The organism is Paenibacillus sinensis (assembly GCF_019904155.1).
Classification (GTDB): domain Bacteria; phylum Bacillota; class Bacilli; order Paenibacillales; family Paenibacillaceae; genus Paenibacillus_AQ; species Paenibacillus_AQ sinensis.
In genome coordinates this window covers 60,103-86,130 of the sequence record NZ_JAHCMB010000168.1, presented here as the reverse complement: position 1 = coordinate 86,130, position 26,028 = coordinate 60,103, and the positions used below count along the sequence as shown (strand labels likewise).

The following is a 26,028-nucleotide window of genomic DNA, read 5'->3' as shown; positions in this document are numbered from 1 at the left end:
TCCCTTAAGCTCAAGCCGGCCAGATAAAAACGGCAAGCGTGCCGTTCCCGACATGACTGCCTACGACAGGCCCTACATTGGTCAGCACTCTTTCCCTGATCGTAAAATGCTGCGAGAGCTCCTGCAGGAACTCCTCAGCCGAAGATGGCTCTGCGGTATGACCGACAGCCGCGTTGATGCTGCTGACTCCGGGAAGATCGGCTTTGAACAGCTCGATCATCCGGGCCACCGCTTTTTTTCGGCCGCGAATTTTCTCTACCGCATAAATAATACCTTCCTGATCGATGGACAGGATCGGCTTTATGTTGAGCAGAGTACCGAGAACCGCCGAGGCTTTGCCGATCCGGCCGCCTTTTTGTAAATATTCCAAGGTATCCACCAGAAAATACAGCTTCCGCGACTGGCGCAGAGCTTCAACTGATTCCAGAATTTCCTCGGGTGATTTGCCTTCTGCGGACAGACGGGCTGCATGAACGACCAGCAGCCCGAAGCCGTAGGAAGCGGAGAGCGAGTCATACACGGTAATCCGTTCGCCTTCCTCTTCTAGCATCGATTTGGCCAGGAGTGCGGATTGATATGTGCCGCTCAGACCCGAGGAAATATGAAAGGACAATATCGGGCTGGACGGATACTGTTCCATAATCCGGCGGTATACATTCATGTATTCGACCGGAGAAGGCTGCGACGTCGTCGGCAGCTGGGAGGCACGGGGAAGGCGCTCATAGAACTGTTCCGGCGTCATGTCAATGCCGTCACGGAAAGACTCTTCTCCGAACATGAGCGTAAGCGGTACAACTTCAATTCCGAGCTCAACTGCCATTGAAGGCGGAATATCGGAGGTGCTGTCCGTAACGATAACGGTTCGATTCATAGTTATCCTCCCCTTCGGAATACAGGCTTAACCGTTTAGGCTTCAACGGAGAACAGGTAGTAATAGATCGGCTGGCCGCCTTCATGAACCTCGACCTCGGCGTCCGGATAGTTGTCCGAAATCCAGCCTGTCAGCGCCTCAGTGGTAGCAGAATCGGCATCTTGTCCGATCAGGATCGTCACGATCTCATCGCCATTCTCCAGCATATGGGATAGCAGTGCCTGACTGGCGCCCAGTATATCCTCTGCTGCAGCCACAATCTTGGAATTGGAAATGCCGATATATTGTCCGGCTTTGATATCCATCTCTTCAAACTTCGTATCCCGCACCGCATGGGTTACCTGTCCGGATTTCACCCGGGACAGAGCCTCCAGCATGCCGGAAGTATTGCTGTCCACCGTTTCATCCTCCTGGAAGGCGAATGCAGCGGCAATACCCTGAGGAATGCTCTTGCTCGGTATGACGGTGATTTCGCGCTCGCCTTCCAGCAGTTCCTTCGCCTGTTGAGCGGCAAGCACGATGTTCGAATTGTTCGGCAAAATGTACACATGCTTCGCCGATATCGATGAGATCGCGTTCACGAAATCCTCTGTACTCGGGTTCATTGTCTGGCCGCCGGCCAGCACCACATCGACCCCGAGGCTCTTGAAGATTTCCGAGATGCCGTCTCCCGATGAGACTGCGATGAATCCATACGGCGCAAGGTCATCGGCCGGCGGAACAGCCGGTGCCGGTGCCGGACTCTTCTCCTCCGGAATGTCTGCGAACACCTCCGGGCTCGGCGCAATGTCCATGCCTGCAGTCAGCAAATCCCGATGCTGCTCCCGCATGTTCAGGATATGGATCTGGGTAATTTCGCCATACAAGAGAGCCAGATTCAATACTTCCCCCGGCGCCTTGGAATGAACGTGAACCTTGATGGTTTCGTCATCGGAGATGACGATGATGGAGTCGCCGTTCACAGACAACGCTTTCCGGAATTCGTCTTCGTCGAAGCGCGAGGTTGGTCCGGCACCGAGCTGACGGTTAATGAAGAATTCCATGTCATACAGAAACTCAATATCTTCCGTCGATAACTGGGCCTGCGCCGAGGCCTGTGCATGCGCGTGATTCGCTTCCGGCTTGATCAATACAACAGCCGGTGCAGACACTGCAGGATCGGCAGCGGCGGCTTGTCCTGCAGCTGGCAGTCCAGCCATGCCGCCTGTCAAATATTCAAAAAAGCCTTCATATATATAGACCAGACCCTGTCCGCCGGAATCCACAACGCCAACCTGCTTAAGCACCGGCAGCAGATCCGGGGTCGAAGCCAGGGCTTCCTTCGCCTTGGCAAGCGTCTCGGTCATGACTTCAGTAATATCCGTAGTCCTTCTAGCCAAATATACGGCATGACGGGCGGCTTCCTTGGCCACAGTCAGAATGGTTCCTTCTACCGGCTTGACTACCGCTTTGTAGGCCGTATCCACCCCTGTCTGCAGCGCGGCTGCGAACTGCTGGGAGTTCAGCTCCTCATATTGAGCGGCATAGCGGCCAAAGCCCCGGAACAGCTGGGACAGAATAACTCCCGAATTACCGCGGGCGCCCATCAGAAGCCCCTTGGACAGAACGCCGGCGCACTGGCCGATCGACGCGGAGTTGTTGCTTCGAAGCTCTCTTGCTCCCGCCGTCATGGTCAGATTCATATTGGTACCCGTATCCCCGTCCGGAACCGGAAAAACATTCAGGGAATTGACGTGCTCCGCATGCTGCTGCAGTTTGTCCGCGCCGGCTAGCACCATCGCGGTAAAATCTATCCCGTTAATCGAACGCTTTGTCAATGAGAATTCCCCTTCCTAACCTTCGTGCCTAACATAAGTGACCTAAATAGGACATAATGCACTAATCTATATTGTACTATAACGGCAAAGAGAAATAAATGTTTTTGGGTCGGTTGACGAAGCATTTTTCATTATGATATTATAGTTGGGTATTGTTTTATTGCAGGTGATAGCAATAAGGAGGTGTAATGATGTCCCGTAAATGTGCTGTAACTGGCAAGAAGCCAAGCAGTGGCAACCACGTATCCCACGCCAACAACCGCAACCGTCGCTCCTGGGGAGTTAACGTTCAGAAAGTTCGCATCCTGGTGAACGGCAAGCCGAAGCGTGTATACGTAAGTACCCGTGCCCTGAAATCCGGTAAAGTAGAGCGCGTTTAATCCGCCGCTTACCGCTTCCATTATGAAATTCAATGAGCAGAAACGCCTGTCGGCGCCTATCAGACGCCCGAGCGTTTCTCGTCAAATATAAGATGCCTTTATAAGCTAACGCCTATAGTCTCTTATATTTCAAAAAGCACCCTTTACATTGCGTAAGGTGCTTTTTTTCATGTTCCCCTATTGTGCTGCCGGCCGTCAGTTTTTTTGAAAAGTATTCAAGATCGCCTTCACAAACCCACCCAAAAATCTTGGCAGCTTGAATGTATAAAATTTCATGTTTCACCCTCCGATCAGTGCTGCAGCCTTTCTCTCCACGCAAAAAAGGCTACATGAGATTCCTGCTCATGTAACCATATCTATGCGGATGCAACTTGGCCTATACCTTATAGGACCTTATAGGATGCGCCCAAAGTTTGCCTTTGTTACTGGCTCTCGGCCGCCGCACGTATTGCAGATATTGCCGCTGCCCGATCTTTCCGGCCGAACACAGCATTTCCGGCGACCAAGACATCGGCGCCCGCTTCTGCAACGAGCGGTGCCGTAGACTCGGCGATTCCCCCGTCAACCTCAATGCGAAGGTCATGGTCGATTGCATTTGCCCATTCCCGGATCTCCCGAATCTTATGCATCGTTCCCGGTATAAAGGCTTGTCCGCCAAAACCTGGATTGACCGTCATCACCAGCACCAGATCAACATCGCTCAAAATTTCCTTGATGGCAGTTGCAGGTGTTGCCGGATTGATCGCCACGCCTGCCATAATGCCATGTTCCTTGATCTGATGGATAACCCGGTGCAGATGCACGCAGGCTTCGGCATGGACCGTTATAACCGCTGCACCGGCTGCGGCAAAATCGGCAATATAGCTCTCCGGATTCTCCATCATCAGATGAACGTCAAGCGGAAGGGTCGTATGGGCTGCAACCGCTTTGACAATCGCCGGTCCAAGTGTAATGTTGGGTACAAAATGGCCGTCCATCACATCGACATGAATCCAGTCTGCACCGGACGCCTGCGCTTCGGCCACTTCGGCGCCCAGAGCGGCAAAATCTGCCGACAATAGGGAAGGAGCAATCTTGATCATCGTTGTCAGTACCTCCGCTTCTTGTCTTTCATTTCATTGAAGAACAGCTTGTAATGTTGATAACGGCTGTCCGCAACCTTGCCATTCTCCCAGGCTTCCACAACCCGGCATCCCGGCTCATGCGTGTGGGTGCAGCCACGGAATTTACATTCCTCGGAGTAAGGGATAAATTCCCGGAAGCAGGAGGACAGCTCTTCCACGCCCAGCTCCAGGAAATCCAGCTGGCTGAAACCCGGCGTATCGGCCACATATCCCCCGCCGCCGATATCCATAAGCTCTACATGGCGCGTTGTATGCCGCCCGCGGCCAAGCCGCATGCTGATCTCGCTCGTCTCCAGCGTGAGCCCCGGAACTATCCGGTTAAGCATCGAGGATTTGCCGACGCCGGACTGGCCGGCGAATACGCTGACCTTGCCTTCCAGCTTCTTCCGCAGATCCTCGCTGCCGTCACCTGTACGTGAGCTGGTCACAAGCACTTCGTAACCGATCTCTTCGTACAGACGCTTCACAAGTGCCGTTCCTTCCTCTTCGTCTTCTGCAAGATCCCGTTTGGTCAGCACGATCAAGGTCTCCAGACCAGCATGCTCGATGTGGACCAGAAATTTATCGAGCAACTGGAGATTCAGGTCCGGCTCGCGGATCGAGAACAGCAGTACGGCAAGCTGGACATTGGCCACCGGGGGACGAATCAGCTCCGAATCCCGATGTCCGATCTCGTCAACCATCCCTTCGCCGTTCTCGGTCAGCGAATACACAACCCGATCTCCGACAAGCGGTGATTGGCCCCTTTTCTTGAATATCCCACGGGCCCGGCATTGAACAGGCTCAACTACGGAGGCAATTTCCCCCTCTCGGAGCGGACTCACGTAGTAATAGCCGCTTAAAGCTTTGACGATTATGCCTTCAGGCATGGTTTAAGCCTTCCTCTCCTCGATTTGGCGGGAACCAACCGAATAGCATTGAAGCTACTGCTTCTTATCATTGCCGTTGCCCTTATCATGTCCCTTTCCGTTATTGCCCACTGTAGCACTTGCCGTGTCCGCATTTGGCTCCCCTCCGGCATCGCTTGCCGGTTGTTCACCGACTGGAGCCGTCATGGTCGGGTCGGCGGACGGTTCAGCGTTGACAGGTGTTTCGGCCGGCGTCTGAGTTGGCGAAGGAGAAGGGGAAGAGGGTGGATTAACCGGAGAAGGCTCCGGAACCGCTACCGTCCCATTCTTGGCATCATTGTAGGGAATAGTATAGGTATCGTAATATTCGCCGTTTCTGTACACGATAACCGCGCCATCCTTGTTCGGAGCGAGCACCAGATTCACCGACATCTCCTGTGTCCGGCTGATCGTGCGCGTGCCCCAGTCCTGGTTCTCTCCATTATTGCGGGCATCCGCATATTGAATGGTGATCTTCGTTTTTTTGCCTTCCTGCACCGGAGAAACCGGGAAGTTGAACGTGTACTCAAGGGCTTCAGGCGGATATCCATTGCTCAGGTAAATGGTGATCTTCTCACCTGGCGGCGCGCTGGTGCCTTTTTCGTACGGCCACTGCTTCGTTACCTTGCCCTTCTCTACCGTGAAGCTGGATTCTGACTTAACGTCGCCCAGTTCCAGGCCGACTCCCTCCAGCTTGGCTTTGGCTTCGTCCTGAGTCAAACCGCTCAAGTCAGGCGTTGTTACACTCTCCTGTCCCTTGCTGACCACGATCGTAATATTGACCGTATCCGGGTCGTACTGGCTGTTGGAAAGCGGATTTTGACGGATAACCTGCCCGGATGGTACATCGGGACTAAATTCGCTGTCCGGGGTAATCCGGCTCGGATCGACACCTTGATCCGTCAATATCTTGACGGCGTCATCGTATGTGCGCCCCGTCAAATCCGGCATCTGGGTTAATGGTTTCGCAATGCTTACCTTGAGCGCAATGCTGCTGCCCTTCTTGACCGTCATATCCGGTTCCTTGCTCTGCTCGAACACTTCGCCTTCGGCAAAGTTCGGATTGTACTCGCTCGTAACCGGCTCCTCAAGCGTCAGTCCGGCCTCGGCCAGCTTAGCTTTGGCATCTGCCAGTTGGAGGTTGACCAGCTTAGGCACCTTCACATCGGGAACGACAAGCTTGGCGTTCACATACCATACAACGCCGATCATCGCCAGCAGCAGTACAAGCGTCAGTCCGATCCACAGAGCCGGCCTTGCCCAGGTCTTGTTTCTCCTGACCGGCGTATCTTCCTCTTTGACCATCCGGTCCTCCGCTCGGCCTTTGGAACCTCCGTTCCGTTGAACAGGCTTAATCGCCGGCATAACCCGTGTTCGGTCCTCATCATCATCCGTAAAGGCGAGCTTGGGCTCGCTCCGCCGCTCCGGGAGCAGGCAGGTCTCCAGATCTTCAAGCATTTCCTTGGCCGACTGGTACCGTTCCTCGGGATTTTTCCGCATCGATTTCAGAATGATATTCTCCACACTTTGCGGAATCATCGAGTTCAGCTTGCGGGGCTCCTCGAACTCTTCCTGGAGATGCTTCAGCGCCACACTGATGGGACTCTCGCCGAGAAAAGGAAGACTTCCGGTCAGCATCTGATAAATAACGATGCCAAGCGAGTAGAGATCCGACTTCTCTCCGGTTGCAACGCCTTTTGCATGTTCAGGAGAGAAGTAATGAACCGAACCGACGACCGATCCCGTCTGGGTAATTGTCGTAGAGGTCACCGCACGGGCGATCCCGAAATCCGTCACCTTTACCCGTCCATTACGGCCGATCAGAATATTATGCGGTTTGATATCCCGGTGAATAATCTGATTCTGATGGGCATGGTCCAGCGCATCGCAGATCTGGGTCGCGATCCGCACGGCTTCATCCACCTGCAGCGGAGCCCTCTCCTTGATGATTTCATTCAGATTCTTGCCTTCCACATATTCCATGACAATATAATGAATTTCATCTTCCTGCCCCACATCATAAATACTGACCACATTGGGATGAGAGAGGGAAGCCGCGGATTGGGCCTCACGCCGGAACCGGCGTATAAATTCTTCATCATGTACAAATTGATTGCGCAGTACTTTAATGGCGACATTACGGTTGAGCAGAATATCATGCGCCCTGTAGACCAGAGCCATACCGCCTCCACCGATTCTCTCGATGACTTGGTAACGGCCTCCCAACTCGTGACCGATCATCTATCCCACTCCTTTGATTCGGGCACAGCGGCCTCCTCTTGATGTTCCAACATGGCGACGCTGATATTATCGCCGCCGCCAGCAAGCAGTGCCAGCTGAAGCAATCGGTCCGCCCGTTCCTCTAGCGAAATCTCCTGCAGCCCGGCAACCTTCCCCAGATGCTCGGCGCTGACAAAATTGCTCAAACCGTCGCTGCACAAGAGCAGCACTTCTCCCGGTCCCAGCTCTATGGGAAGCAGATCGACCTGGATCTCCTGGTCCGTGCCAAGAGCGCGGATCAGCACATTGCGGCGCGGGTGGGTACCCAGCTCCTCCTGGCTGATCTGGCCGTTCTTGAACAGTTCATTGACCAGCGTATGATCCTCGGTAAGCTGCTTCGCTATGCCATCCTTGATTATGTAGGCTCTGCTGTCGCCGATATGGCCGATGCATCCCGACTGTTCACCCATCAGAACGGATACGACGGTCGTTCCCATATTATGATAGCGTTCGTCGCTGCCCGCTTGTTCAAAGACCGTAGCATTCGCCTTGATAACCGCATTCAGGAGCGCATCCTTCAACTCTTCGCCCGTCAGGTCCGGAGCCAGTTCCTCCAGCTCCCCGCGAATCGTCTCGAGCGCAAGCCGGCTGGCGGTATCGCCCGCCAGATGGCCTCCCATGCCGTCGGCGATAATGGCCAGCGTATATCCGTGACGGGTTACGCCGGTCCACACCGAATCTTCATTGACGGAGCGCACCCGTCCAATATCGCTGACATGAACCGTATTGATCAAAGACCTCACCTCAACTCCATATGTTTGGCGCGCAGCTGGCCGCATGCTGCGGCGATATCATGCCCCTGCTCCCGTCTGATGGTCACATTCACGCCATTGTCCGCCAGAATCCGCTGAAATTGAAAAATATCGTTGCGGGATGTGCGGACATACTTGCGCTCCGGCACATGGTTGACGGGGATCAGATTGACGTGGCACAGCATGGTCTTCAGAACGCCTGCCAGCTCCTGGGCGTGCTCCGGCTGATCGTTGACTCCCCCGATAAGGGCGTATTCGAAGCTGATGCGGCGTCCAGTCTTCGCCTGATAGTAGCGGAGCGCCTCCATCACATCGTCGAACGGATAGCGGCGGTTAACCGGCATCAGCTTGGAGCGAAGGGCGTCATTGGGTGCATGGATCGATATCGCCAGATTGATCTGGGTGTCTTCTTCCGCGAATTTATAAATGCTCGGCACGATACCGCTTGTGGATACCGTAATATGCCGCTGCCCGATGTTAAGGCCTTTTTCGTGAATCATCAGACGAAGGAATTTCATCGTTGCATCATAGTTCTCGAACGGTTCGCCCGTTCCCATGATGACGATGCTGCTTACCCGTTCGCCGCGCGCATCCAGAATTTGCTGGGAGCGCACAACCTGGGCCACGATTTCACCCGGAGTAAGGTCGCGTTTTAGTCCGCCCAGTGTGGAAGCGCAGAACGTGCAGCCGATCCGGCAGCCCACCTGAGTAGTCACACAGACGCTGTTGCCGTAGTTATGCTTCATAATAACCGTCTCGATCGCATGATCGTCGTGAAGCCCGAACAGGAATTTGACCGTTCCGTCCTTCGATTCCAGCTTCGTGATTTCCTTCAGCCCGTCGATAGTGAACTGCTCGTCCAGCTTGGAGCGCAGCCCCTTCGGCAGGTTGCTCATTTCTTCAAAAGCACTCACCCGCTTGACATACAGCCAGTCAAAAATCTGCCCGCCCCGGAAGGCCGGTTCACCGTTCTCCTTGGCCCACTGGGACAGCTCTTCCAATGTTAAATCATATATTAAAGGTTTCATTAATATGCTCGCACCTGATCTTTCTATTGTTGTCTGAACTTATCATCCTGCCTATTTTAACATAAATCAAAGAGCCGGTAAAAGAAAGCCCGCAATCCCCTTTAGGGACGGGCATTTACAGACGGCTTGTCACATTGGACTGCACCCGCGAACCGCAATATCGCAACCTTCACTTTACACGTAAAAAACCCGCTCGGCGGTTTCCCACCTCGCGGGAACATTCAACTAATTCAAGCGCTTTAGCACGGCGATGTAGAAGCCGTCGCTTCCGAAATGCTGCGGCAGAATTTGGACGCCCGGCCGATCGGCCGATATGAGAGAACCAAGCCGTTCGGACAACGGGGAAGCGTTATCCGAACTTGTGAAACCGGGATGACTGTTCAGGAAGTCCTTCACATTCTCCTCGTTCTCGGCGCTTCCGATTGTGCAGGTGCTGTAGACGAGAATTCCGCCCGGCTTCAGCAATTCCGCAGCGCCGTCCAGCAGTCTCCGCTGGAGACGGCTGATCTCGATTTCGTCCCCTGGAGTCTTGCTCCATTTCAGATCGGGCTTCCTCCGGATTACACCTAATCCCGAACAAGGCGCGTCCAGCAAAATCCGGTCAAAGCTCATGGCCGGATACCGCTGCGGCAGCTCGAGGGCATCCATAGCGATGGTCTCGACCGATCCGAGTCCAAGCCGCTCCGCCTGCTGCGCCACAAGCTCCGTCTTATGCGGATACAGGTCGCAGGCAACAATGCTGCCCTGATCCTTCATCAGCTCTGCAATATGAGACGTCTTGCCGCCCGGAGCCGAGCAGCAGTCCAGCACCTTCATTCCCGGCTCCGGCGACAACGCCTCCGCCACGAGCATGGAGCTTTCGTCCTGAATCGAGAGGACGCCGGCCCGGTACCAATCGGTCAGCGCCAGATTGCCGCCGCCCCGCACGACAATGCCGAAGGGACTCAGCTGCGAAGGAACCGCGTCCAGCCCCTGCTCCAGCATTTCCTGGAGCAGCTTGTCCCGCGTCGTCATCGTTATGTTGACGCGCACACTGACCGCAGGCGGCTCATTGTCGGCCTTGCAGATCGCTTCGGCGGTCTCTGCGCCGAAGCGCCCGATCCATTCCTTCACCAGCCACAGAGGGTGGGAATGCTGAAGCGAAATCCGCTCCGCCTCGTCCAGCCCGGACGGAAGCGCCGGCAGCTCGCCGGCGCGCAGTGCGCTGCGGAGCACGCCGTTCACCATGCCGGAGATGCCCTGGTGGCCGCGCTTCTTCGCCAAATTGACGGCCTCGTTAACGGCGGCATGAGACGGAATCCGGTCCAGATAGACGATCTGGTACAGACTCATGCGAAGCAGACAACGGACCCAAGGCTGAAGCTTGGCGACGCCTTTGCTGACGAACCGGTCCAGCATATAATCCAGCGTATTCAGCCGGGACAGCGTGCCGTAGACCAGTTCTGTCGCAAGTCCCGCATCCTCGCGGCTTAATCCCGCCTTCTGCAGGCTGCTGTTCAGCTGCAAATTGCTGTACGCCCCTTCCTGCTCCACCCGGAGCAGCACGTCCAGCGCCGTTCCCCTTGCCGTTGCGGGGGATCTGCCGTGCCCGGCAGGCTTCATGCCTGCGGACGGCTTGTTTCCCGGCCGGGCGCTCGTACCGCTGCCGGATTTAGCAGCCGCGGCGCCAGCATGTGCGGCCGATCGTGCCGGACCGCCCTTATGGCTCCCGATCCGGCTCCCGCCTTTACCGCCGCCTCCGCCTGCCTGGTTCTTGCCGCTTGCCTGGCTCTGGCTCTGGCCGCCATGCGGCTGACTTGCCTTTCGGCCGGACCGGTCCTGGAGCCGGCCTCCGCCGGAATCGGGCGCAAGCCTCCGGACCGGAGCATGGGACGCGCCGGGGCGGTCCTCCCTGAGCCCGGTCATTCCAGCACCATGCCGGACTTCATCAGTCCGCCGCGGGCGAAGTCGCCGGCGCTCATCGCTTTCTTGCCCGCAGGCTGTACCTGAAGCAGCAGCAGACTTCCATCGCCAGTCTTCACTTCAATGCCCTTCGGTCCGGCCGACAGCACCGTTCCCGGCACCGTCTCCGCTTCGCCGGAGCCTTCTTCGACCAGAACGCTGCCGGACAGCGCCTGTTCATCGGGGTTGGCAGCCTGCCACACCTTGAAGGTCTCTCCATTCCACAGGGTGAAGCCGCCGGAGAAAGGAACCAGGCCGCGAATGCGGTTATAAATGTCCCTCGAGCCCGCGTTCCAGTCGAGCTTCTCATCGTCACGGGTCAAGTTTGGCGAATAGGTGGCAAGGCTGTCATCCTGCTTAACAGCCTCTACCGGACCTTCCGACAGACGCGGCATCCATTCCTTCAGCAGATCTCTTCCTGCGAGACTCAGCTTCTCGAACATCGTTCCCGACGTATCCTCATCCCCGATGGGAACCTCAATTCTGGCGATCATGTCGCCGGTATCGAGCCCTTCCGCCATGTACATCAGCGTTACGCCCGTTACTTTCTCACCTTCGATAATGCTTCGCTGGATCGGGGCACCGCCCCGGTACTTCGGCAGCAGCGAGCCGTGAACGTTCACACAGCCCCGGGCCGGCAGGTCCAACACGGCCTTCGGCAGTATCTGGCCGTAAGCAGCCGTCACAATCAGCTCCGGCTCATAGGCCGCCAGTTCCGCCACCGCCTCCGGTCTGCGCATGCGTTCAGGCTGAAGCACAGGCAGCCCCAGCTCCAGAGCCGCCGCCTTGACCGGCGAAGGCGTCAGAATTTTCTTTCTCCCTTGCGGCCGGTCCGGCTGGGTGACGACCGCCGCCACCTCGTAGCCTTCCTCCACCAGCATGCGCAGGCAGGGCACCGCGAACTGCGGCGTGCCCATGAATACGATTTTCATGACAAGCTCACTCCTCGGTTCCGCTCCGTTCAGCGGTGATATCGTAGACCTTCTCCGCGACATCCGTGAACAGCACGCCGTTCAGATGATCGATCTCATGCTGGAACGCCCGCGCCAGCAAGCCGCTGCCCGTGATCTCAACCTCGTTGCCTTCGCGGTCAAGTCCGCGCACGGTAACCGTCTCCGCGCGGCGCACGTCGCCGTTAAGGCCGGGAATGCTGAGGCAGCCTTCCGGTCCGAGCTGTTCGCCTTCGGAGTGAATGATCTCGGGATTGATCAGCTTGATCAGTCCATGCTCCTCATCGGCGTCCACCACAATCAGCCGTTTCAGGATGCCGACCTGCGGAGCTGCCAGTCCGACGCCTTCCGCGTCATACATCGTGTCCGCCATATCATCCAGCAGCTTCTGGACGTTGGGGGTAATTTTCGTCACCGGCTTTGCCGTTTTATGAAGGACTTCATCAGGTTCTTTAACGATTAAACGAATTGCCATGGTCCACACCTTCCTATTCTCTGTGATCTGACCGCATTTTGCGCCATCTCTTGCCAATCCCGTTCTGTCATTCGCAAAATGCCGCAATATGCGTGCGGGCCAACTTTGCGCTACATCAGCATTTGGGGGTCCACATCTATACTGATCTGGAGCACGGGATCACGCAGCGAATCCTCCAGCTCCTCCGACACCTCCCGGACAAGTCCGATCGCATCGATTTCGCCCCGCCATTTGACCATGCACTGGAACCGGTATCGTCCCTTGAGTCTCGGCAGCGGTGAAGCGACCGGCCCGAGTAAATCCAGCCCGTCGGCCGTCAGCTTATCCAGGCTGCCGAACCATCTCCGCTGGCGGGCCTTGCCCTCGATCGTCTTGGCGAAATTCTCCGCCATGCGCAGCGCCACCGGCATCTGTTCATGGGATAGCGTCACCAGAATCAAACGGCAGTACGGCGGATAATGAAGAGCCTTGCGATGCTTCAGCTCATCTCTGATAAACGAATGATAATCATGCTTGCCGGCATGAATGATGGAATAATGATCCGGCGTATAGGACTGGATCAGCACCTCGCCCGGCAGCGTATGCCTTCCTGCGCGTCCGGCCACCTGCGTCAGCAGCTGGAACGTCTTCTCCGCCGCCCGGAAATCGGGCAGGTTGAGCGCCGAATCGGCGGTGATGACGCCAACCAGCGTCACATCGGGGAAATCCAGTCCCTTCGCGACCATCTGCGTACCGAGCAGAACGTCTGCCTTTTTGTCCCGGAACTGGCCCAGCAGCTTCTCATGGGAGCCCTTCTCTGTCGTCGTGTCGACGTCCATCCGGATTACCCGCATTCCGGGAAACAGCTTGCCTAGCTCTTCCTCCACCCGCTGTGTGCCGGTTCCGAAGAACCGGATATGCTCGCTCCCGCATTCCGGACAAGTATCCGGCGAAGGCTCGGCATGCCCGCAATAATGGCAGCGCAGGTTGTTGCTGCGCGCATGATAAGTCAGCGAAATATCGCATTCGGGACAGCCGGCGACATAGCCGCAGCTGCGGCACATGACAAAGGTCGAGAAGCCACGGCGGTTCAGCAGCAGCACCGTCTGTTCGCCGCGGTCCAACCGGTCCTGAAGCGCCGCATGCAGCTTCCGGCTGAACATGGAGCGGTTGCCCTCCTTCAGCTCTTCGCGCATGTCCACAATGTCAACGGCCGGCAGTTCATTGCCAAGGGCGCGGGTCGGCATTTCCAACAGACCCGGTGCGAAGCTCTCATCGCTCTGCGAGCGCGCCGCATAGTAGCTCTCAAGCGACGGTGTGGCGGAGCCTAGAATCACGATGGCGTCACCCTGGAATGCCCTTCGGACCGCCACGTCCCGGGCATGATATCTCGGATTCTCTTCCTGTTTGTACGATGTCTCATGCTCTTCGTCCATAATGATAAGACCGAGATTGGTGAACGGCGCGAATACCGCCGAACGCGCGCCGACTGCGACCATCGCCTTGCCTTCCCTGATTTTGCGCCACTCGTCATAGCGTTCGCCGGATGACAGACGGCTGTGCATCACCGCGACCCCACTGCCGAAGCGTCCCTTGAACCGTTCCACCATCTGGGGGGTCAGCGAAATTTCCGGAACCAGCACAACAGCCTGCCGGCCCTGGTCGATGCAGCGGCGGATGGTCTGTAAGTAAATCTCGGTCTTTCCGCTGCCGGTGACTCCGTGCAGCAGAAAGACTTCATGACGCTGCTCGTCTACAGCCCGCGCGACCGCGCCGTAGACCACCGACTGCTCAGCGGTCAGCGGAAGCGGCTCACTCGGCTTGAAATCTCGTCCCCGGTATGGGTCCCGGTATACCTCGATCTCCGAAATCTCGATGAGTCCTTTGTCCTCCAGCCCCTTGACGGTACCCGCTGTAACCTGCAAGGAGGCCAGCACATCCTTCAGCGGCATCGGAAGCACAGCTTCCATCTCGATCAGGAAGCTGAGCACCTCCTTCTGCCTGGCCGACCGGGCGGGCATGCTGTTCAAGGCTTCACGGGCGGACTCCGGCTTCATTGCGAGGTCCACCGCCTTCAACTTCTTTTTGCCCATCTTGTCCTTGATGAACTGGCTTTCCCGCAGAATGCCGCGCCGGAGCATGAACTTGATCGTCTCCGCTTCTTCCGGGAATGCGCGGGTCAGCTGCTTCATGGTCACCTCACCGCCGCGCCGGACGAACTCGATGATTGCCCGTTCCACCTGGTCCATTCCCGGAAATACCGGGAAGAACTCCTCATCGGGGAATAACGACTCCCCTTGTAGCGCCGACTCCGGCTCTTCGCCAAGCGAAATAAGCCGTTCGGCTTTGCCCTTAAGCGCCGTCGGCAGCATCGCCTGCAGCGCCGAGATCCGTCTGCAGGCATATCGCTCGCTCATCCAGTCCGCCAGCTCCACAAGCTCCGGAGACAGCGGCGGAATGAGATCCAGTACTTCCTGAATGGGCTTGATCCCTTTGACTGCCTGGACATCGCCGTATTCAAGGGAGACAACGAAACCTTGTACCGTGCGATGTCCGAAGGGAACCGCCACTCTGCTGCCGACCTCGATCCAGACTTTGAGGTCCTCGGGGATGGAATAATCAAAAGGCCGGTCGGTGCTGCGGACGGGAACATCAACAATCACCTTGGCGATATCCATTACCGGCATTCTTCTTTCAGACGATCTACGGCGGCGCTCAGAATCCGCTCTGCAACTTCATCCTTGGAGAGCAGCGGAAGCTCTTCCACCAGTCCGCTCCGGTCATAAATCGAGACGATGTTGGTATCAACGCCAAAACCGGCTCCGGGCAAACCGACATCATTCGCGACGATCAGATCCAGATTTTTGCGTACAAGCTTGTCTCTGGCATACATCTCGGCATTGCCGGTCTCTGCGGCGAAGCCAACCAGCACCTGCGAGGTTTTGCGCTGGCCGAGCGATTCCAGAATATCCACCGTCTTGACCAGCTCCAGCGTCATTGTATCGCCCGCCTTCTTGATCTTCGTCTCGGCCCTTTCTTTCGGACGATAGTCGGCGACGGCCGCCGCCTTGACCAGAATATCGCAGTCATCCCATTCGGCGGTTACTGCCTGAAGCATGTCGTCGGCTGATTGAACGCGGATCACGCGAATATCCCGTGGAGGCGCTTCGTCGGTCCGGGCAGCGATCAGCGTAACCTCAGCTCCCATTTCTTTGGCCGCGCGCGCCAGGGCGAAGCCCATTTTGCCCGAGGAGTCGTTGGAGATGTAGCGCACCGGGTCAATTCGCTCCACCGTGCCTCCGGCGGTAATCACCACTTTTTTACCCTCCAGCTTACGGCTCGTCTCCGACTTCCGCTCGAAAAAAGCTTCGACACAGCTAACGATCGTCTCCGGTTCTTCCATCCGGCCCTTGCCGACATAGCCGCAGGCCAGCAGCCCTTCTCCCGGCTCGATAAAGTGAATGCCCCGGTCCGCCAGAATGTTCATATTATGAAGTACGGCGGGATGCTGATACATATGCACGTTCATTGCCGGAGCAACCATAATGGGCGCAGTAGCGGCTAACAGAACCGTCGAAAGCATGTCATCGGCAAGCCCGTGTGCCATTTTGGCGATGATATTGGCGGTTGCAGGCGCAATCAGCACCAGATCAGCTGCGTCAGCGAGATCGATATGCGAAATCGAGGACGGATCGCGTTCCTGGAACGTATCGCTGTATACCCGCTGTTTCGACAGTGATTGTAAGGTCAGTTCAGTAATAAATTGCTTCGCCGACGCCGTCATGATTACATGAACCTCGGCGCCTTTCTGGGTAAGCTTGCTGCACAGCGCCGCTGCCTTATACGCTGCAATTCCGCCCGTAATGCCGAGCAGAATGGTTTTTCCTTTTAACATTTGCTTCCCTCCGTTCCCGGTATCCCTCTATCGCAGCGCCGTCAAGCACACTCCGCAAGGGACAAGGTTTGTTCTTTCTATATTATAGAGAGAGCCATTCCAGGAGTCTTCGATTAAGCGTAGCGGACCTCTATAGTAAGACCAAACATAAGCACTTGAAAAAAATGACAACCTTCCGGTTGTCACTAGTAGCCCCTCCGGGCCAGACATAATTGAGTGTAGCTTGAAAAAATGTAAGGGAACCCTTTATTCCTCTGGTTTGTCTTCTACCGGAGAAACGCTGATATAATCCTTGTACACTTCTTCAAGAGCAACGCCTACATACTTGTGGGAATGCGGTGATTTGAGCTCGGACTTGCTGCCTTCGCGAAGCTGTCTCGCCCGGCGTGCAGCCGCGACTACCAGAGAGTATTTACTGTCAACCTTGTTCATCATTTCGTCAATGGATGGATATAGCACAGGTACACCTCTTCAATATTTAATGAGCCGCGAGTTGCGGCACGAATGTCTATCTGATTTTACAATGTTCGGCAATAATGATGCTTTCTATTCGCTTGCAGGCCAGATCGATCTCATCGTTGACTACGCCGTAGTCATAATGGCGCATCAGGCTGATTTCGTCCTCCGCTACCGTCATCCGGTGGTTGATGATATCGTCATGCTCGGTTCCGCGTCCACGGATCCGGTCTTTCAGTTCATCCATCGAAGGAGGCAGCAGGAACACAAAAATGCCTTCCGGGAACTTCTCCTTCACCTTAAGCGCGCCCTGAACCTCAATCTCAAGGATGATATCCCTGCCGCTGGCCAAGGTCTTCTCCACAAAATCTCGCGGCGTGCCGTAATAGTTGCCTACGTATTCCGCGTATTCCAGCAGTTCGTCGCGCTCGATCATGTCGCGGAACTGCTCCTGTGACTTGAAAAAATAGTTGACTCCATCCTGTTCGCCCGCGCGGGGATTCCGCGTCGTCGCCGAAACGGAGTAGATCAGCTCGGGTATTCTGGGCCGCAGTGCGGTGCATACCGTTCCTTTACCGACTCCGGAAGGGCCGGACAATACGATCAGCAATCCTTTTGACATAGTACACTCCATTACTTGTTATTCGTCATTATCGTCGTCTTTGCTGGAAAGTCTGTGTGCTACGGTCTCCGGCTGGACGGCCGATAGAATGACATGGTCGCTGTCCGTAATAATAACGGCGCGGGTTCTTCTCCCGTAAGTCGCGTCGATCAGCATATGCCGGTCTCTTGCTTCCTGGATAATCCGCTTGATCGGCGCCGACTCCGGGCTGACAATGGAAATAATCCGATTGGCCGAGACAATATTTCCAAAGCCGATATTGATGAGTTTGATTGCCATGATCCGGTTGTTCCCCCCATAAGTTACATCTTCGGTTGCCCCGTCCTATTCGAGATTCGCAGCCTGCTCGCGAATTTTCTCCAGCAGCGCCTTTATCTCCAGCACACGGTTCCCGATTGCCAAATGACTGCATTTGGAGCCGATTGTATTCGTCTCCCGGTTCATCTCCTGAATGAGAAAATCCAGTTTCCGTCCCATCGGCTCGTCGGTCAGCAAAAGGGCCCGGCACTGCTCAAAATGGCTCTGCAGACGGGTCAATTCTTCATCGATATTGGAGCGTTCCGCAAAAATGGCCACTTCCATTCCGAATTTGTATTCGTCGAAAGGGAACGAGCCGTCACGAAGATGTTCCAGCCGCTGGCGGAGCTTGTCCCGGTACTCGGTTACCACCGCAGGAGCGAGACCCTTCATCTCCCGCTGCAGCTCCTCGAGCGCATCAACCTTGGCGGCAATATCACCGGCTAGGAAGCGCCCCTCCCGGGCCCGCATTTCGCTAAGAGCCTTCAGGCTCTCTTGAAGCCCTTCCGTCAGCAGCTGTTCCAGAGCTTCGCTGCTCATCGGCTCAACCGGCGGCTCACCTTGTTGGTCCATCACACCGGGTAGAGACAGGATGCTGTGCATATCCAGTTCACCGCTGATGCCAAATTCCTTCGCGAGGATTTCCGCCGAATCCAGGTATGCCTTCACGGCGCGCCGGTTCAGCACCAGTCCGCCCGATTCTTCAGGCAGCTCCTTGATAATGGCGACATCCACGCGTCCGCGTCTTACATATTCCTGGACTTTCTTGCGCAGCGAGTCTTCGAAACACGTCCATTCCCGCGGCACCCGGAGAGAGATCTCGGTATATCGGTGATTCACTGTCTTCACCTCAAACCTGATCTCGCCTCCGCCGTATGGCCTGGACGATTGGCCGTATCCGGTCATGCTAAATGACATCGGCATCACATCCGTTACACTATTGTAAATGATTCTCTCTAGCGAAACAAGGGGGACAATTGACGCCCGGTCTTGGCCCATACATGCTCAAGCAGCTGAACGCTCATCCCGTAGAACATGAAAGGCGTCATCAGATAGATGCCGTTGAAGCGTTCCATCGCCGCATCCAGCAGCTCCTTGGCGATCGCCACGCCTTCGGCTCTGCCGGCCTCGCCTTCGAGCCCGTTCATCCGGCTGCGCACCTCGTCGGACAATTGAATGCCAGGCACTTCATTGTGCAGGTACTCGGCGTTCCGTCCGCTTGCCAGCGGCATGATGCCAATGAAGATCGGAACATGAAGATGAGCTGTTGCATCGGCTATGGTATGGATAAGCGCCTTGTCGTAGACCGGCTGGGTCATAATATAATCGGCGCCGAAGGCCAGCTTCTTCTCAAGCCGCTCCACCGCTTTGCCCAGATGCTTCACATTGGGGTTGAATGCTGCGCCTATTACGAACTTCGCCTTCTGCTTCAACGCCTTGCCGGAAAAAGCGACGCCGTCGTTCAGCTGCTTGATCATCCGGATGATTTCAAAAGAGGTCAGATCATACACGGAGCTTGAGCCCGGCAAATCTCCGAATCTCGCAGGGTCCCCGGTCACTGCGAGCACATGATCAATGCCCAGTGCATCGAAGCCCATCAGATGCGATTGGGTGCCGATCAGATTGCGGTCGCGGCAAGTGACATGGACAAGCGGCCGAAGGCCCGTCTTCTGCTGCACGAGCGCACCGAGCGCCATATTGCTCATGCGCGTCACAGCCAGCGAATTGTCCGCCATCGTCAGCGCATCAGCGCCAGCACGGCGCAGTGCCTCAGCTCCCGTCATAAACTTCGTTATATCTAAATCCCGGGGAGGATCAAGCTCGACAATGACCGTATGGCGTTCCTTGACAAGATCGACGAGCGTCGGCTCCTGTCCGCCGTCCCCGTCATGTTCCGCCAGGCTCTCCTGAATGCGGATGCTAATCTTGCTCCGTTCTGTGCGCTCCGGCAGCGGCTTCGGCGAATAATCCTTGATCGCTTCCGATATCTCGGCGATATGCTGTGGAGTCGTACCGCAGCAGCCCCCGATGATCCGGCAGCCCATATCGGCGAAGCTCTCTACCATTTGTCCGAAATATTCGGGAGACGCTCCATATTTATAATGGCCGTCCACATAATCGGCCAAACCTGCATTCGGAAAGACGGAGACCGGAAGGTGCAGGCTGTCCTGCAGCGTGCGCAGCGCCCGCTTGATTCCGAACGGGCCTGTCCGGCAGTTGAAGCCGATAACGTCGGCGCCGTCCTCTTCCAGAATCCGGAACGCTTCCGGCAGCGTCAAGCCGTCCATCGTCATCGCCGTCTCGTCAACTGCGAACTGGCAGATTACCGGGATATCCGGACTCAGCTTGCGTGCGGTCCGCAGCGCCAGATGCATTTCCTCCAGATCGTAGAAAGTCTCCAGCATGATGCCGTCAGCCTGCTCTTCAAGCAAGGCGCCGATCTGCTGGCTGAAATAGCGCTTCAGCTCCGAAGCGGACAGACTGGCGCGCTTGCCAGCCCGGATCGAGCCGACGGCACCGACGACATAGCCGTATTCTCCCGCCGCTTTGCGGGCAATCCGTACCCCCGCCCGGTTGATCTCTTCCACCTTCGATTCCAGGCCAAACTTGGACAGTTTATCGTAGTTCGCCGAGTAGGTGTTGCTCTCCAGCAGCTGCGCACCCGCTTCGATATAGCTGCGGTGCACCTCTTCAATAACCTCCGGCGAGGTCAAATTCAATTCTTCATATGATATTCCGACCGGAAATCCCTTTTGATATAAAAAGGTCCCCATCGCTCCATCGCCGACCAGCACCTTGGCGCCCCAAGCGGTCCGTAAATCCGGCTTCACGAATGCAGCTCCTCCCCTGACATGTGTTTCATACTAATGTAACATAAATCGGCAGGAAAGATAAGCAATGTTCCAGCGGTATTTGAAGCTGCACGGCATCATGGTGAATGCTCTGGCGTCAGTAGCATCATACTAGATGAAATACCGGTCTTTGACTTCAGTTGCGGAAAGGGGCAGCCTGGATGAACAACAATCATACAATGCGAAAACAACTGCTGCGGAAATACGGGACGATTGTGCTCCTGGGATGCCTCAGCCTTGCGTATCTTTATTTTGAGGATTGGCTGTTCGGTTACGGCCTTGGCAACATTTCATATATTCTGAACTACTTATTGTCTACCCTAGAAGAGAAATTGGCCACCTTGTTCATGCTGCTGTTCCTGCTTATTCCGGATCTGTATGCCTGGATTGCAGGCAATCAGTCATCGCGTGACGCGGAACGGTGATTCCTGATGAGGCTTGCCGCGATCAGAAGCACGGGTATTCCAATTGTGAAGACCGGATACACCGTATACAGAAGCTTTTCTCCCTGATCCAAGTGCTCGATGAAACTGCGTGCGTCAAGCATAGAGCTGAATAAAATAATCAGAGCGGACGGATATACCATTTTACGGTACGGCAGGCCGAACAGATCGGAAATGCCTACAAGTGCAGCCGCGTAAAATACGGATATTTTGAAAAAAATACCGATAATCAGCACCATCACGGCCAACACGTCCACTCGCTGAATGAAATCGGAGATCGATATCTTGCTGACCGTTGACATCATCGGCAGCGGAGAGCGTTCCACAATATCGCTGCCCAGAACGGAAAGATTAAGCGCCGTTGTATAGCTTAACAGCAATCCGGAAACGAGCATTCCGGCTATGATCATACGCGGTCCCTTTTTCAAATCCAACATAAAGGGCATTAGCATAGTGAAAGAAATCATTTCACCGAAGGGAAACATGTACTCTTGACGTATAACCGTCATCAGTACAGGCTTCAGTCCATTTTCAAACAACGGCCGAAGCCGCGACAACTGCACCGCATCCGAGAAGAACAGCAGTATCGTGTAAAATACGCCGACTATTACGACAAACAACACGAACAGCTGGGAGGTGCGGGCGAGCACTTCAACCCCTTTATGCATCATATACGCGCAGGAAATTATCATCAATGCGCTGAGGAAGAACATCGGCGTCCGGTGCATGGTTGAAATGGCTAGCATCGTGCTGCCGTCCCGCAAATTGCGGCTTGCCAAATTTATAAATAAAACGATATACATAACCGCGACGATGCCGCCGGGATACTTGCCTAGGAGCTTTCTTGCGTAACCGCTTAGAGGATCGTCAGGGTACATCCGGTATAGGTAAATATAGCCGATAAAAGCAACAACTCCAGCCAGGCAGCCGAGAAGAATGGAAACCCATGCAGCGTTCCCCGTCGGATAACCCAAATTGAGGGCAAGTGAAGTTCCCAGCTCAAACAAAACAGTTAAAGCGAAGAACTGCAAGTGCCCGATTTTTATCTTGCCCATGCCTGCCCCTCCTACTATATTAATGGATCGAATTGGTTCTCATATCTGTGTGACGTATGACCGCGTCGATCTTTATTTTCACTTCACAGCCGGAGAATACGGTATCCCAGCTTCCCTTTATCTTCTTCCAGCCTTTCGGATTACTGCGCTCATAAGCCGCTCCGAAGCCGAGATAGTCGCTTTTCAGCTCTTTGGCCCTGGAGACCGCGCTTGCGACTTGATTCTGCGTAAACTGCTCGACCAGTTTCTCAATCTTTACCAAAGTATTAGGATTTGTCAGATCCGGACCGTTCGCGATTTCTTTGATTGAGGCCTGCTGCAATATCCGGACTGTAAACGCGGGATGCCCGGATTCAGTGCTTGTTGTCTCCAGCTTGACTTTGTTATTGTAGATATCAAAAGAGATCATTCCATATTCTGGTGAACGGACAAAAGCAGGAGTCTGTTTAACCTTATTCAGAAGCAGAGCCGAACCTCTCGCCTCACTGCCGTCCAGCCATGCAATCAGGCGGTCGCCTTTGAATGCTGCAAGACCGCTCAAGTTCAAAATTGCATGGGGGTTAACCCTCTTCAGGTTATCAAGCGATTGTCCTTCCTCCAGTGCTCCAGTCACATGAACACCATTGATAAGTCCCCCTCCGCCAGCGATCTGAATATCACGAACTACATCGTCGACTTCTTTAATAAAGTTGTACCCGAAGGTTCTGGAGGTCGTTTCCAGCTTGCCAACTAAATCCATAGAAGGTATTCTACCGAACACAGTCAGCACGGACAAAATGTCTTTGGCCGATTGCTTCTTCGACACAAATATATTGGTGGTCAGACGTGACTCATTATCCCGTTCGAGGACATCCAGAATATTATTGATTCCGTTTCTTGCCCATTCCTCGGAGATGACGATGACCCGGATATGAGCCAGTGACAAGAACCTCGAAACTTTGCGGGAAGCATTCGATAACGCTTCGAACATGGATCGGCCCGTACCCGTGTACAGGACGACGGGAGGATTTCCGCGCGTGTTTTTTCCGGAGATTTCATCGGCTACAATTACTTGAAAAGTAAGGACATAAGCCTGTTCGGGAGCAGGCCCTCTATCAACCGCCACACCCGACACGATCGCACGCCGGTTCAATTCAACGCTGTCCCAGCACCCGGCAGTCGGCAAGATTAAGCATACCGCGGCGACCAGAGCGGCGATCCGCTTACAGATGCCCATCCTGCTGTCCTCCCTTTTTCGCTGCGCCGCGGCTCCTCCTATTGGCCTCGCTGTCTTTCACACGGATCGAGGGGGATTGATCAGCCTCAGGAGCTGAACTGTCCTTATCAGAGCCAGGATTCGAACGGTCTGCAGAGCTGCCCATTGAAACGGAACCCGACCGGCTAAAGCTCGACGGAAGCCTCAACAGAGACTCCCGAAGCCCATTTATTGAAAGGGGAACGACTGGCGTCAAATAAGGCAAGCCAAAGGAACGGAGGCTGTTCAGGTGAGCCGTCAGCAAAATCAGCCCCAGTGTAATGCCGTAGAATCCGAACATCCCTCCAAGGAGAAGAAACCCCTGACTGATAATCCGTCCCGCAATGGCCATGTTATATGCCGGAATGGCAAAGACCGCAATCCCCGTCAGTGCGACCACAATGACCATGGCTGGAGTGACGATCCCCGCTTCCACTGCTGCCTGCCCCACAACGAGCCCTCCAACCACAGATACGGTTTGACCGACGGCTCTGGGCATGCGGATACCGGCCTCCTGCATGATTTCAAAGGCTCCGATCATCAACAGCGCTTCCGCCAGAGCCGGAAAGGGCACATTCTCCCGCTGGGCAAGCAGGCTGATCAACAGCGTTGTCGGAATCATATCGTAATGGAAGGTTGTCAGTGCTACGAAAATGGATGGACCAAATAGTAAGATAATATAGCTTAAATAACGGATTAGGCGCATAACAATTACGACTTCAAAACGCTGAGAATAGTCGGCAGGTGATTCGAAGAACTGGGAAAATACAGCCGGCAGGATCAGGACAAAAGGAGAGCCGTCCACAACAACAACAACCCGGCCTTCCAGCAGATTGGCCGCAACTGTATCCGGCCGTTCGGTGTTATAAATAGTAGGAAACGGCGTTAGCGTCTTGTCCTGAATCCATTCTTCAATATATCCGGATTCCAGTATGCTGTCGGTTTTGATTTTGCCGATCCGGGCCTTGACTTCATCCAGTAGCTTGTCGTCGCATGTTCCTTTAATATAGAGCAGTGCGATATCGGTCTTAGTTACTTCTCCTACGGTCAAGCGCTCCATCCATAGATTCGGTGATTTGACCCGCCGGCGGATCAGCATAACATTCGTGCCGACGGACTCCACGAAGCTGTCCCGGGGACCCCGCACGACAAGCTGGGTAGTCGGCGCTTCAATCGCCCGGCCTTCCGAGGACCGGGTATCGCATATGATCGATGAGGCGCATCCGTTCAACAACACGGCTGTATCCCCCGACAGCAAGCCAAGGATCATATCGTTCCAATCGTCCTTGACCGTAGCTTCTCCTGACTCCAGCATCCGTTCGAGCATCATGTTCTGAAGCCCTTCGGCCTTCTCCCCATATTCTTCCGGGATTATGCGGTCGAATTTCAAAAGAGAGCCGATCACGAAATCATTGATAGTCACGCTGTCCGCAAGAGTGCTCAGACGAACGACCGCCACGGCAACAGCGGGACGAATACCGACCGATAACCGCCGGATTTTCACATCTTCGCTGTTTCCCAATTCACTCATTATGGCGGAGAGCGTCTGTTCCAAATCCGCAGAGATCATGCGAACCGGATGCGATCTTCCTGGCGAACCGCCGGCTCCAACGCTTGTCCGTCCGAACCCGGAATAACCCCATTTCTTCATATCCATGCTCCTTCAAACCAGGGTGACTATTTCCATTATTTGCGGAAGCCCTCTTCATTATGCGGACAAAATAACAAGAAACGGGCGCCTTCCTCTTACGAGGGGCACCCGTTTCCATGTGAACATACTGAACAAACTAAACAGACTAAATAGACTGAACAAACTGATAATCAATCTCTTAGATTCTCTTATGCTTCGACCGTTCCGGTGAAGACCGCTTCCGCCGGGCCGGTCATATACACATGATTGTCTTCCTCATTCCATTCTATGAAGAGGTCGCCGCCCTTCAGGCTCACCCATGCGGCACGGTCGCTTACTCCGTTCAGCACGGATGAGACGAGCGTTGCGCAGGCGCCGGTTCCGCAAGCAAGCGTCGGTCCCGCTCCCCGCTCCCACACCCGCATATCAATCCGGCCGCGGTCCTTGACCGTGGCGAATTCCACGTTCACCTTGCGGGGGAACAGCGGATGAACCTCCAGCTTCGGCCCCCATGTCAACAGGTCAAAGGATACGGCATCATCCACATAAATAACGCAGTGCGGATTGCCCATCGATACGGCTGTGTAGGTGAACTCCCGGCCGTCACTTTCGATCGGCTGGCCCACAACTGGATTGGAATCGACGTTAACGGGAATTTGCGGACCGTTCAGCACAGGCTCACCCATGTCGACGGTTACTGTCTCAACAACTCCGTCTTTGACCTTCAGTTTCACTTTCTGCTCTCCGGCCCCGATCGTGACAATGACGATCTCCTCCGAGTTCACATGCCCGTGATCGTAGACGTATTTGGCTACACAGCGGATGGCGTTGCCGCACTGCTCCGCTTCGGAGCCGTCCGAGTTGATGATACGCATCATGTAGTCGCCGCGGTCGGACGGCAGAATATAGACAAATCCGTCGGCTCCGATGCCGAAGAACCGGTTGCAGAGTTTAATGGCAAGCTCGGCCGCATTGTCCGGCAGCTTCTGCTCGCCGAAGACGACGATGAAGTCGTTGCCGAGTCCGTGCATCTTGGTAAATTCCATTGCTAGGTCCACTC

The 26,028-nt window shown here is 55.1% G+C and carries 24 protein-coding genes; 2 read left to right on the top strand and 22 right to left on the bottom strand.

From position 1 onward, the window contains the following. Positions 1–10: 10 nt before the first annotated feature. Both KIH86_RS19430 and KIH86_RS19425 read right to left on the bottom strand, forming a co-directional pair. On the bottom strand, positions 11–871 hold the full coding sequence (locus tag KIH86_RS19430) for a DegV family protein (RefSeq protein WP_223088212.1): 861 nt from the start codon (positions 869–871) through the stop codon (positions 11–13). A gap of 35 nt (positions 872–906) precedes the next feature. Then, positions 907–2,688 (bottom strand): DAK2 domain-containing protein, encoded by a 1,782-nt coding sequence (locus KIH86_RS19425; protein ID WP_223088214.1) that lies wholly within the window; start codon positions 2,686–2,688, stop codon positions 907–909. A 191-nt stretch (positions 2,689–2,879) separates the two neighbouring features. On the opposite strand from KIH86_RS19425, the gene rpmB reads away from it, so the two are divergent. After that, positions 2,880–3,068: a 50S ribosomal protein L28 gene (rpmB, locus tag KIH86_RS19420; RefSeq protein ID WP_025334690.1), complete on the top strand. Its 189-nt coding sequence runs from the start codon at positions 2,880–2,882 to the stop codon at positions 3,066–3,068. A gap of 195 nt (positions 3,069–3,263) precedes the next feature. Here rpmB and spoVM read toward each other — a convergent pair whose 3' ends face one another. The 16 genes from spoVM to KIH86_RS19340 form a co-directional block, all read right to left on the bottom strand. Beyond that, complete coding sequence (gene spoVM, locus KIH86_RS19415; protein ID WP_223088398.1) at positions 3,264–3,344, bottom strand: stage V sporulation protein SpoVM; 81 nt, start codon at positions 3,342–3,344, stop codon at positions 3,264–3,266. A gap of 146 nt (positions 3,345–3,490) precedes the next feature. Continuing rightward, entirely contained in the window at positions 3,491–4,150 is a 660-nt protein-coding gene (gene rpe / locus KIH86_RS19410; protein ID WP_223088216.1) for a ribulose-phosphate 3-epimerase, read from the bottom strand. Positions 4,151–4,155: 5 nt separating this feature from the next. Further along, the gene (gene rsgA, locus KIH86_RS19405; protein ID WP_223088219.1) at positions 4,156–5,061 is read right to left on the bottom strand and encodes a ribosome small subunit-dependent GTPase A; all 906 of its coding nucleotides are present in this window, start codon (positions 5,059–5,061) and stop codon (positions 4,156–4,158) included. A 54-nt stretch (positions 5,062–5,115) separates the two neighbouring features. Further along, positions 5,116–7,320, bottom strand: coding sequence for a Stk1 family PASTA domain-containing Ser/Thr kinase (gene pknB, locus KIH86_RS19400; protein ID WP_223088220.1), 2,205 nt, complete (start codon positions 7,318–7,320; stop codon positions 5,116–5,118). Further along, entirely contained in the window at positions 7,317–8,093 is a 777-nt protein-coding gene (locus tag KIH86_RS19395) for a Stp1/IreP family PP2C-type Ser/Thr phosphatase (protein WP_223088223.1), read from the bottom strand. Before KIH86_RS19395 ends, pknB begins: the two co-directional genes overlap by 4 nt. Positions 8,094–8,098: 5 nt before the next feature. Further along, complete coding sequence (rlmN, locus tag KIH86_RS19390) at positions 8,099–9,139, bottom strand: 23S rRNA (adenine(2503)-C(2))-methyltransferase RlmN (protein WP_223088225.1); 1,041 nt, start codon at positions 9,137–9,139, stop codon at positions 8,099–8,101. 225 nt (positions 9,140–9,364) lie between these two features. Beyond that, positions 9,365–10,741: a 16S rRNA (cytosine(967)-C(5))-methyltransferase RsmB gene (rsmB, locus tag KIH86_RS19385; RefSeq protein ID WP_235775497.1), complete on the bottom strand. Its 1,377-nt coding sequence runs from the start codon at positions 10,739–10,741 to the stop codon at positions 9,365–9,367. Between the two features lie 299 nt (positions 10,742–11,040). Continuing rightward, a complete protein-coding gene (fmt, locus tag KIH86_RS19380) occupies positions 11,041–12,012 on the bottom strand; it encodes a methionyl-tRNA formyltransferase (protein ID WP_223088229.1) in 972 nt (323 codons plus the stop codon). A gap of 7 nt (positions 12,013–12,019) precedes the next feature. Further along, positions 12,020–12,505: a peptide deformylase gene (gene def, locus KIH86_RS19375; protein WP_038695543.1), complete on the bottom strand. Its 486-nt coding sequence runs from the start codon at positions 12,503–12,505 to the stop codon at positions 12,020–12,022. Between the two features lie 110 nt (positions 12,506–12,615). Further along, entirely contained in the window at positions 12,616–15,162 is a 2,547-nt protein-coding gene (gene priA, locus KIH86_RS19370) for a primosomal protein N' (protein ID WP_223088232.1), read from the bottom strand. Then, the gene (coaBC, locus tag KIH86_RS19365; protein ID WP_223088235.1) at positions 15,162–16,379 is read right to left on the bottom strand and encodes a bifunctional phosphopantothenoylcysteine decarboxylase/phosphopantothenate--cysteine ligase CoaBC; all 1,218 of its coding nucleotides are present in this window, start codon (positions 16,377–16,379) and stop codon (positions 15,162–15,164) included. The genes priA and coaBC overlap by 1 nt, the downstream gene beginning before the upstream one ends. A gap of 246 nt (positions 16,380–16,625) precedes the next feature. After that, positions 16,626–16,838, bottom strand: a complete 213-nt coding sequence (gene rpoZ, locus KIH86_RS19360) for a DNA-directed RNA polymerase subunit omega (protein WP_223088239.1) — start codon at positions 16,836–16,838, stop codon at positions 16,626–16,628. A gap of 49 nt (positions 16,839–16,887) precedes the next feature. Further along, the gene (gmk, locus tag KIH86_RS19355; protein WP_223088241.1) at positions 16,888–17,457 is read right to left on the bottom strand and encodes a guanylate kinase; all 570 of its coding nucleotides are present in this window, start codon (positions 17,455–17,457) and stop codon (positions 16,888–16,890) included. Positions 17,458–17,475: 18 nt separating this feature from the next. Next, the gene (gene remA, locus KIH86_RS19350; protein ID WP_006209218.1) at positions 17,476–17,736 is read right to left on the bottom strand and encodes an extracellular matrix/biofilm regulator RemA; all 261 of its coding nucleotides are present in this window, start codon (positions 17,734–17,736) and stop codon (positions 17,476–17,478) included. A gap of 45 nt (positions 17,737–17,781) precedes the next feature. After that, on the bottom strand, positions 17,782–18,672 hold the full coding sequence (locus KIH86_RS19345) for a YicC/YloC family endoribonuclease (RefSeq protein ID WP_223088244.1): 891 nt from the start codon (positions 18,670–18,672) through the stop codon (positions 17,782–17,784). A gap of 38 nt (positions 18,673–18,710) precedes the next feature. Beyond that, positions 18,711–20,585, bottom strand: coding sequence for a bifunctional homocysteine S-methyltransferase/methylenetetrahydrofolate reductase (locus tag KIH86_RS19340; RefSeq protein WP_223088246.1), 1,875 nt, complete (start codon positions 20,583–20,585; stop codon positions 18,711–18,713). Between the two features lie 182 nt (positions 20,586–20,767). Here KIH86_RS19340 and KIH86_RS19335 point away from each other — a divergent pair, with 182 nt between their 5' ends. Beyond that, positions 20,768–21,031 carry a hypothetical protein gene (locus KIH86_RS19335; protein ID WP_223088248.1) on the top strand — a complete coding sequence of 88 codons (264 nt, stop codon included), beginning with the start codon at positions 20,768–20,770 and terminating at the stop codon, positions 21,029–21,031. Here the strand turns inward: KIH86_RS19335 and KIH86_RS19330 are convergent. The 4 genes from KIH86_RS19330 to dapF form a co-directional block, all read right to left on the bottom strand. Beyond that, positions 21,004–22,104, bottom strand: coding sequence for a GerAB/ArcD/ProY family transporter (locus KIH86_RS19330; RefSeq protein WP_223088251.1), 1,101 nt, complete (start codon positions 22,102–22,104; stop codon positions 21,004–21,006). The genes KIH86_RS19335 and KIH86_RS19330 overlap by 28 nt on opposite strands. A gap of 19 nt (positions 22,105–22,123) precedes the next feature. Next, entirely contained in the window at positions 22,124–23,320 is a 1,197-nt protein-coding gene (locus KIH86_RS19325) for a Ger(x)C family spore germination protein (protein WP_223088253.1), read from the bottom strand. Next, entirely contained in the window at positions 23,307–24,989 is a 1,683-nt protein-coding gene (locus KIH86_RS19320) for a spore germination protein (protein WP_235775492.1), read from the bottom strand. Before KIH86_RS19320 ends, KIH86_RS19325 begins: the two co-directional genes overlap by 14 nt. A 188-nt stretch (positions 24,990–25,177) precedes the next feature. Beyond that, positions 25,178–26,014 (bottom strand): diaminopimelate epimerase, encoded by an 837-nt coding sequence (gene dapF / locus KIH86_RS19315; protein ID WP_223088258.1) that lies wholly within the window; start codon positions 26,012–26,014, stop codon positions 25,178–25,180. Between the last annotated feature and the right edge of the window lie 14 nt (positions 26,015–26,028).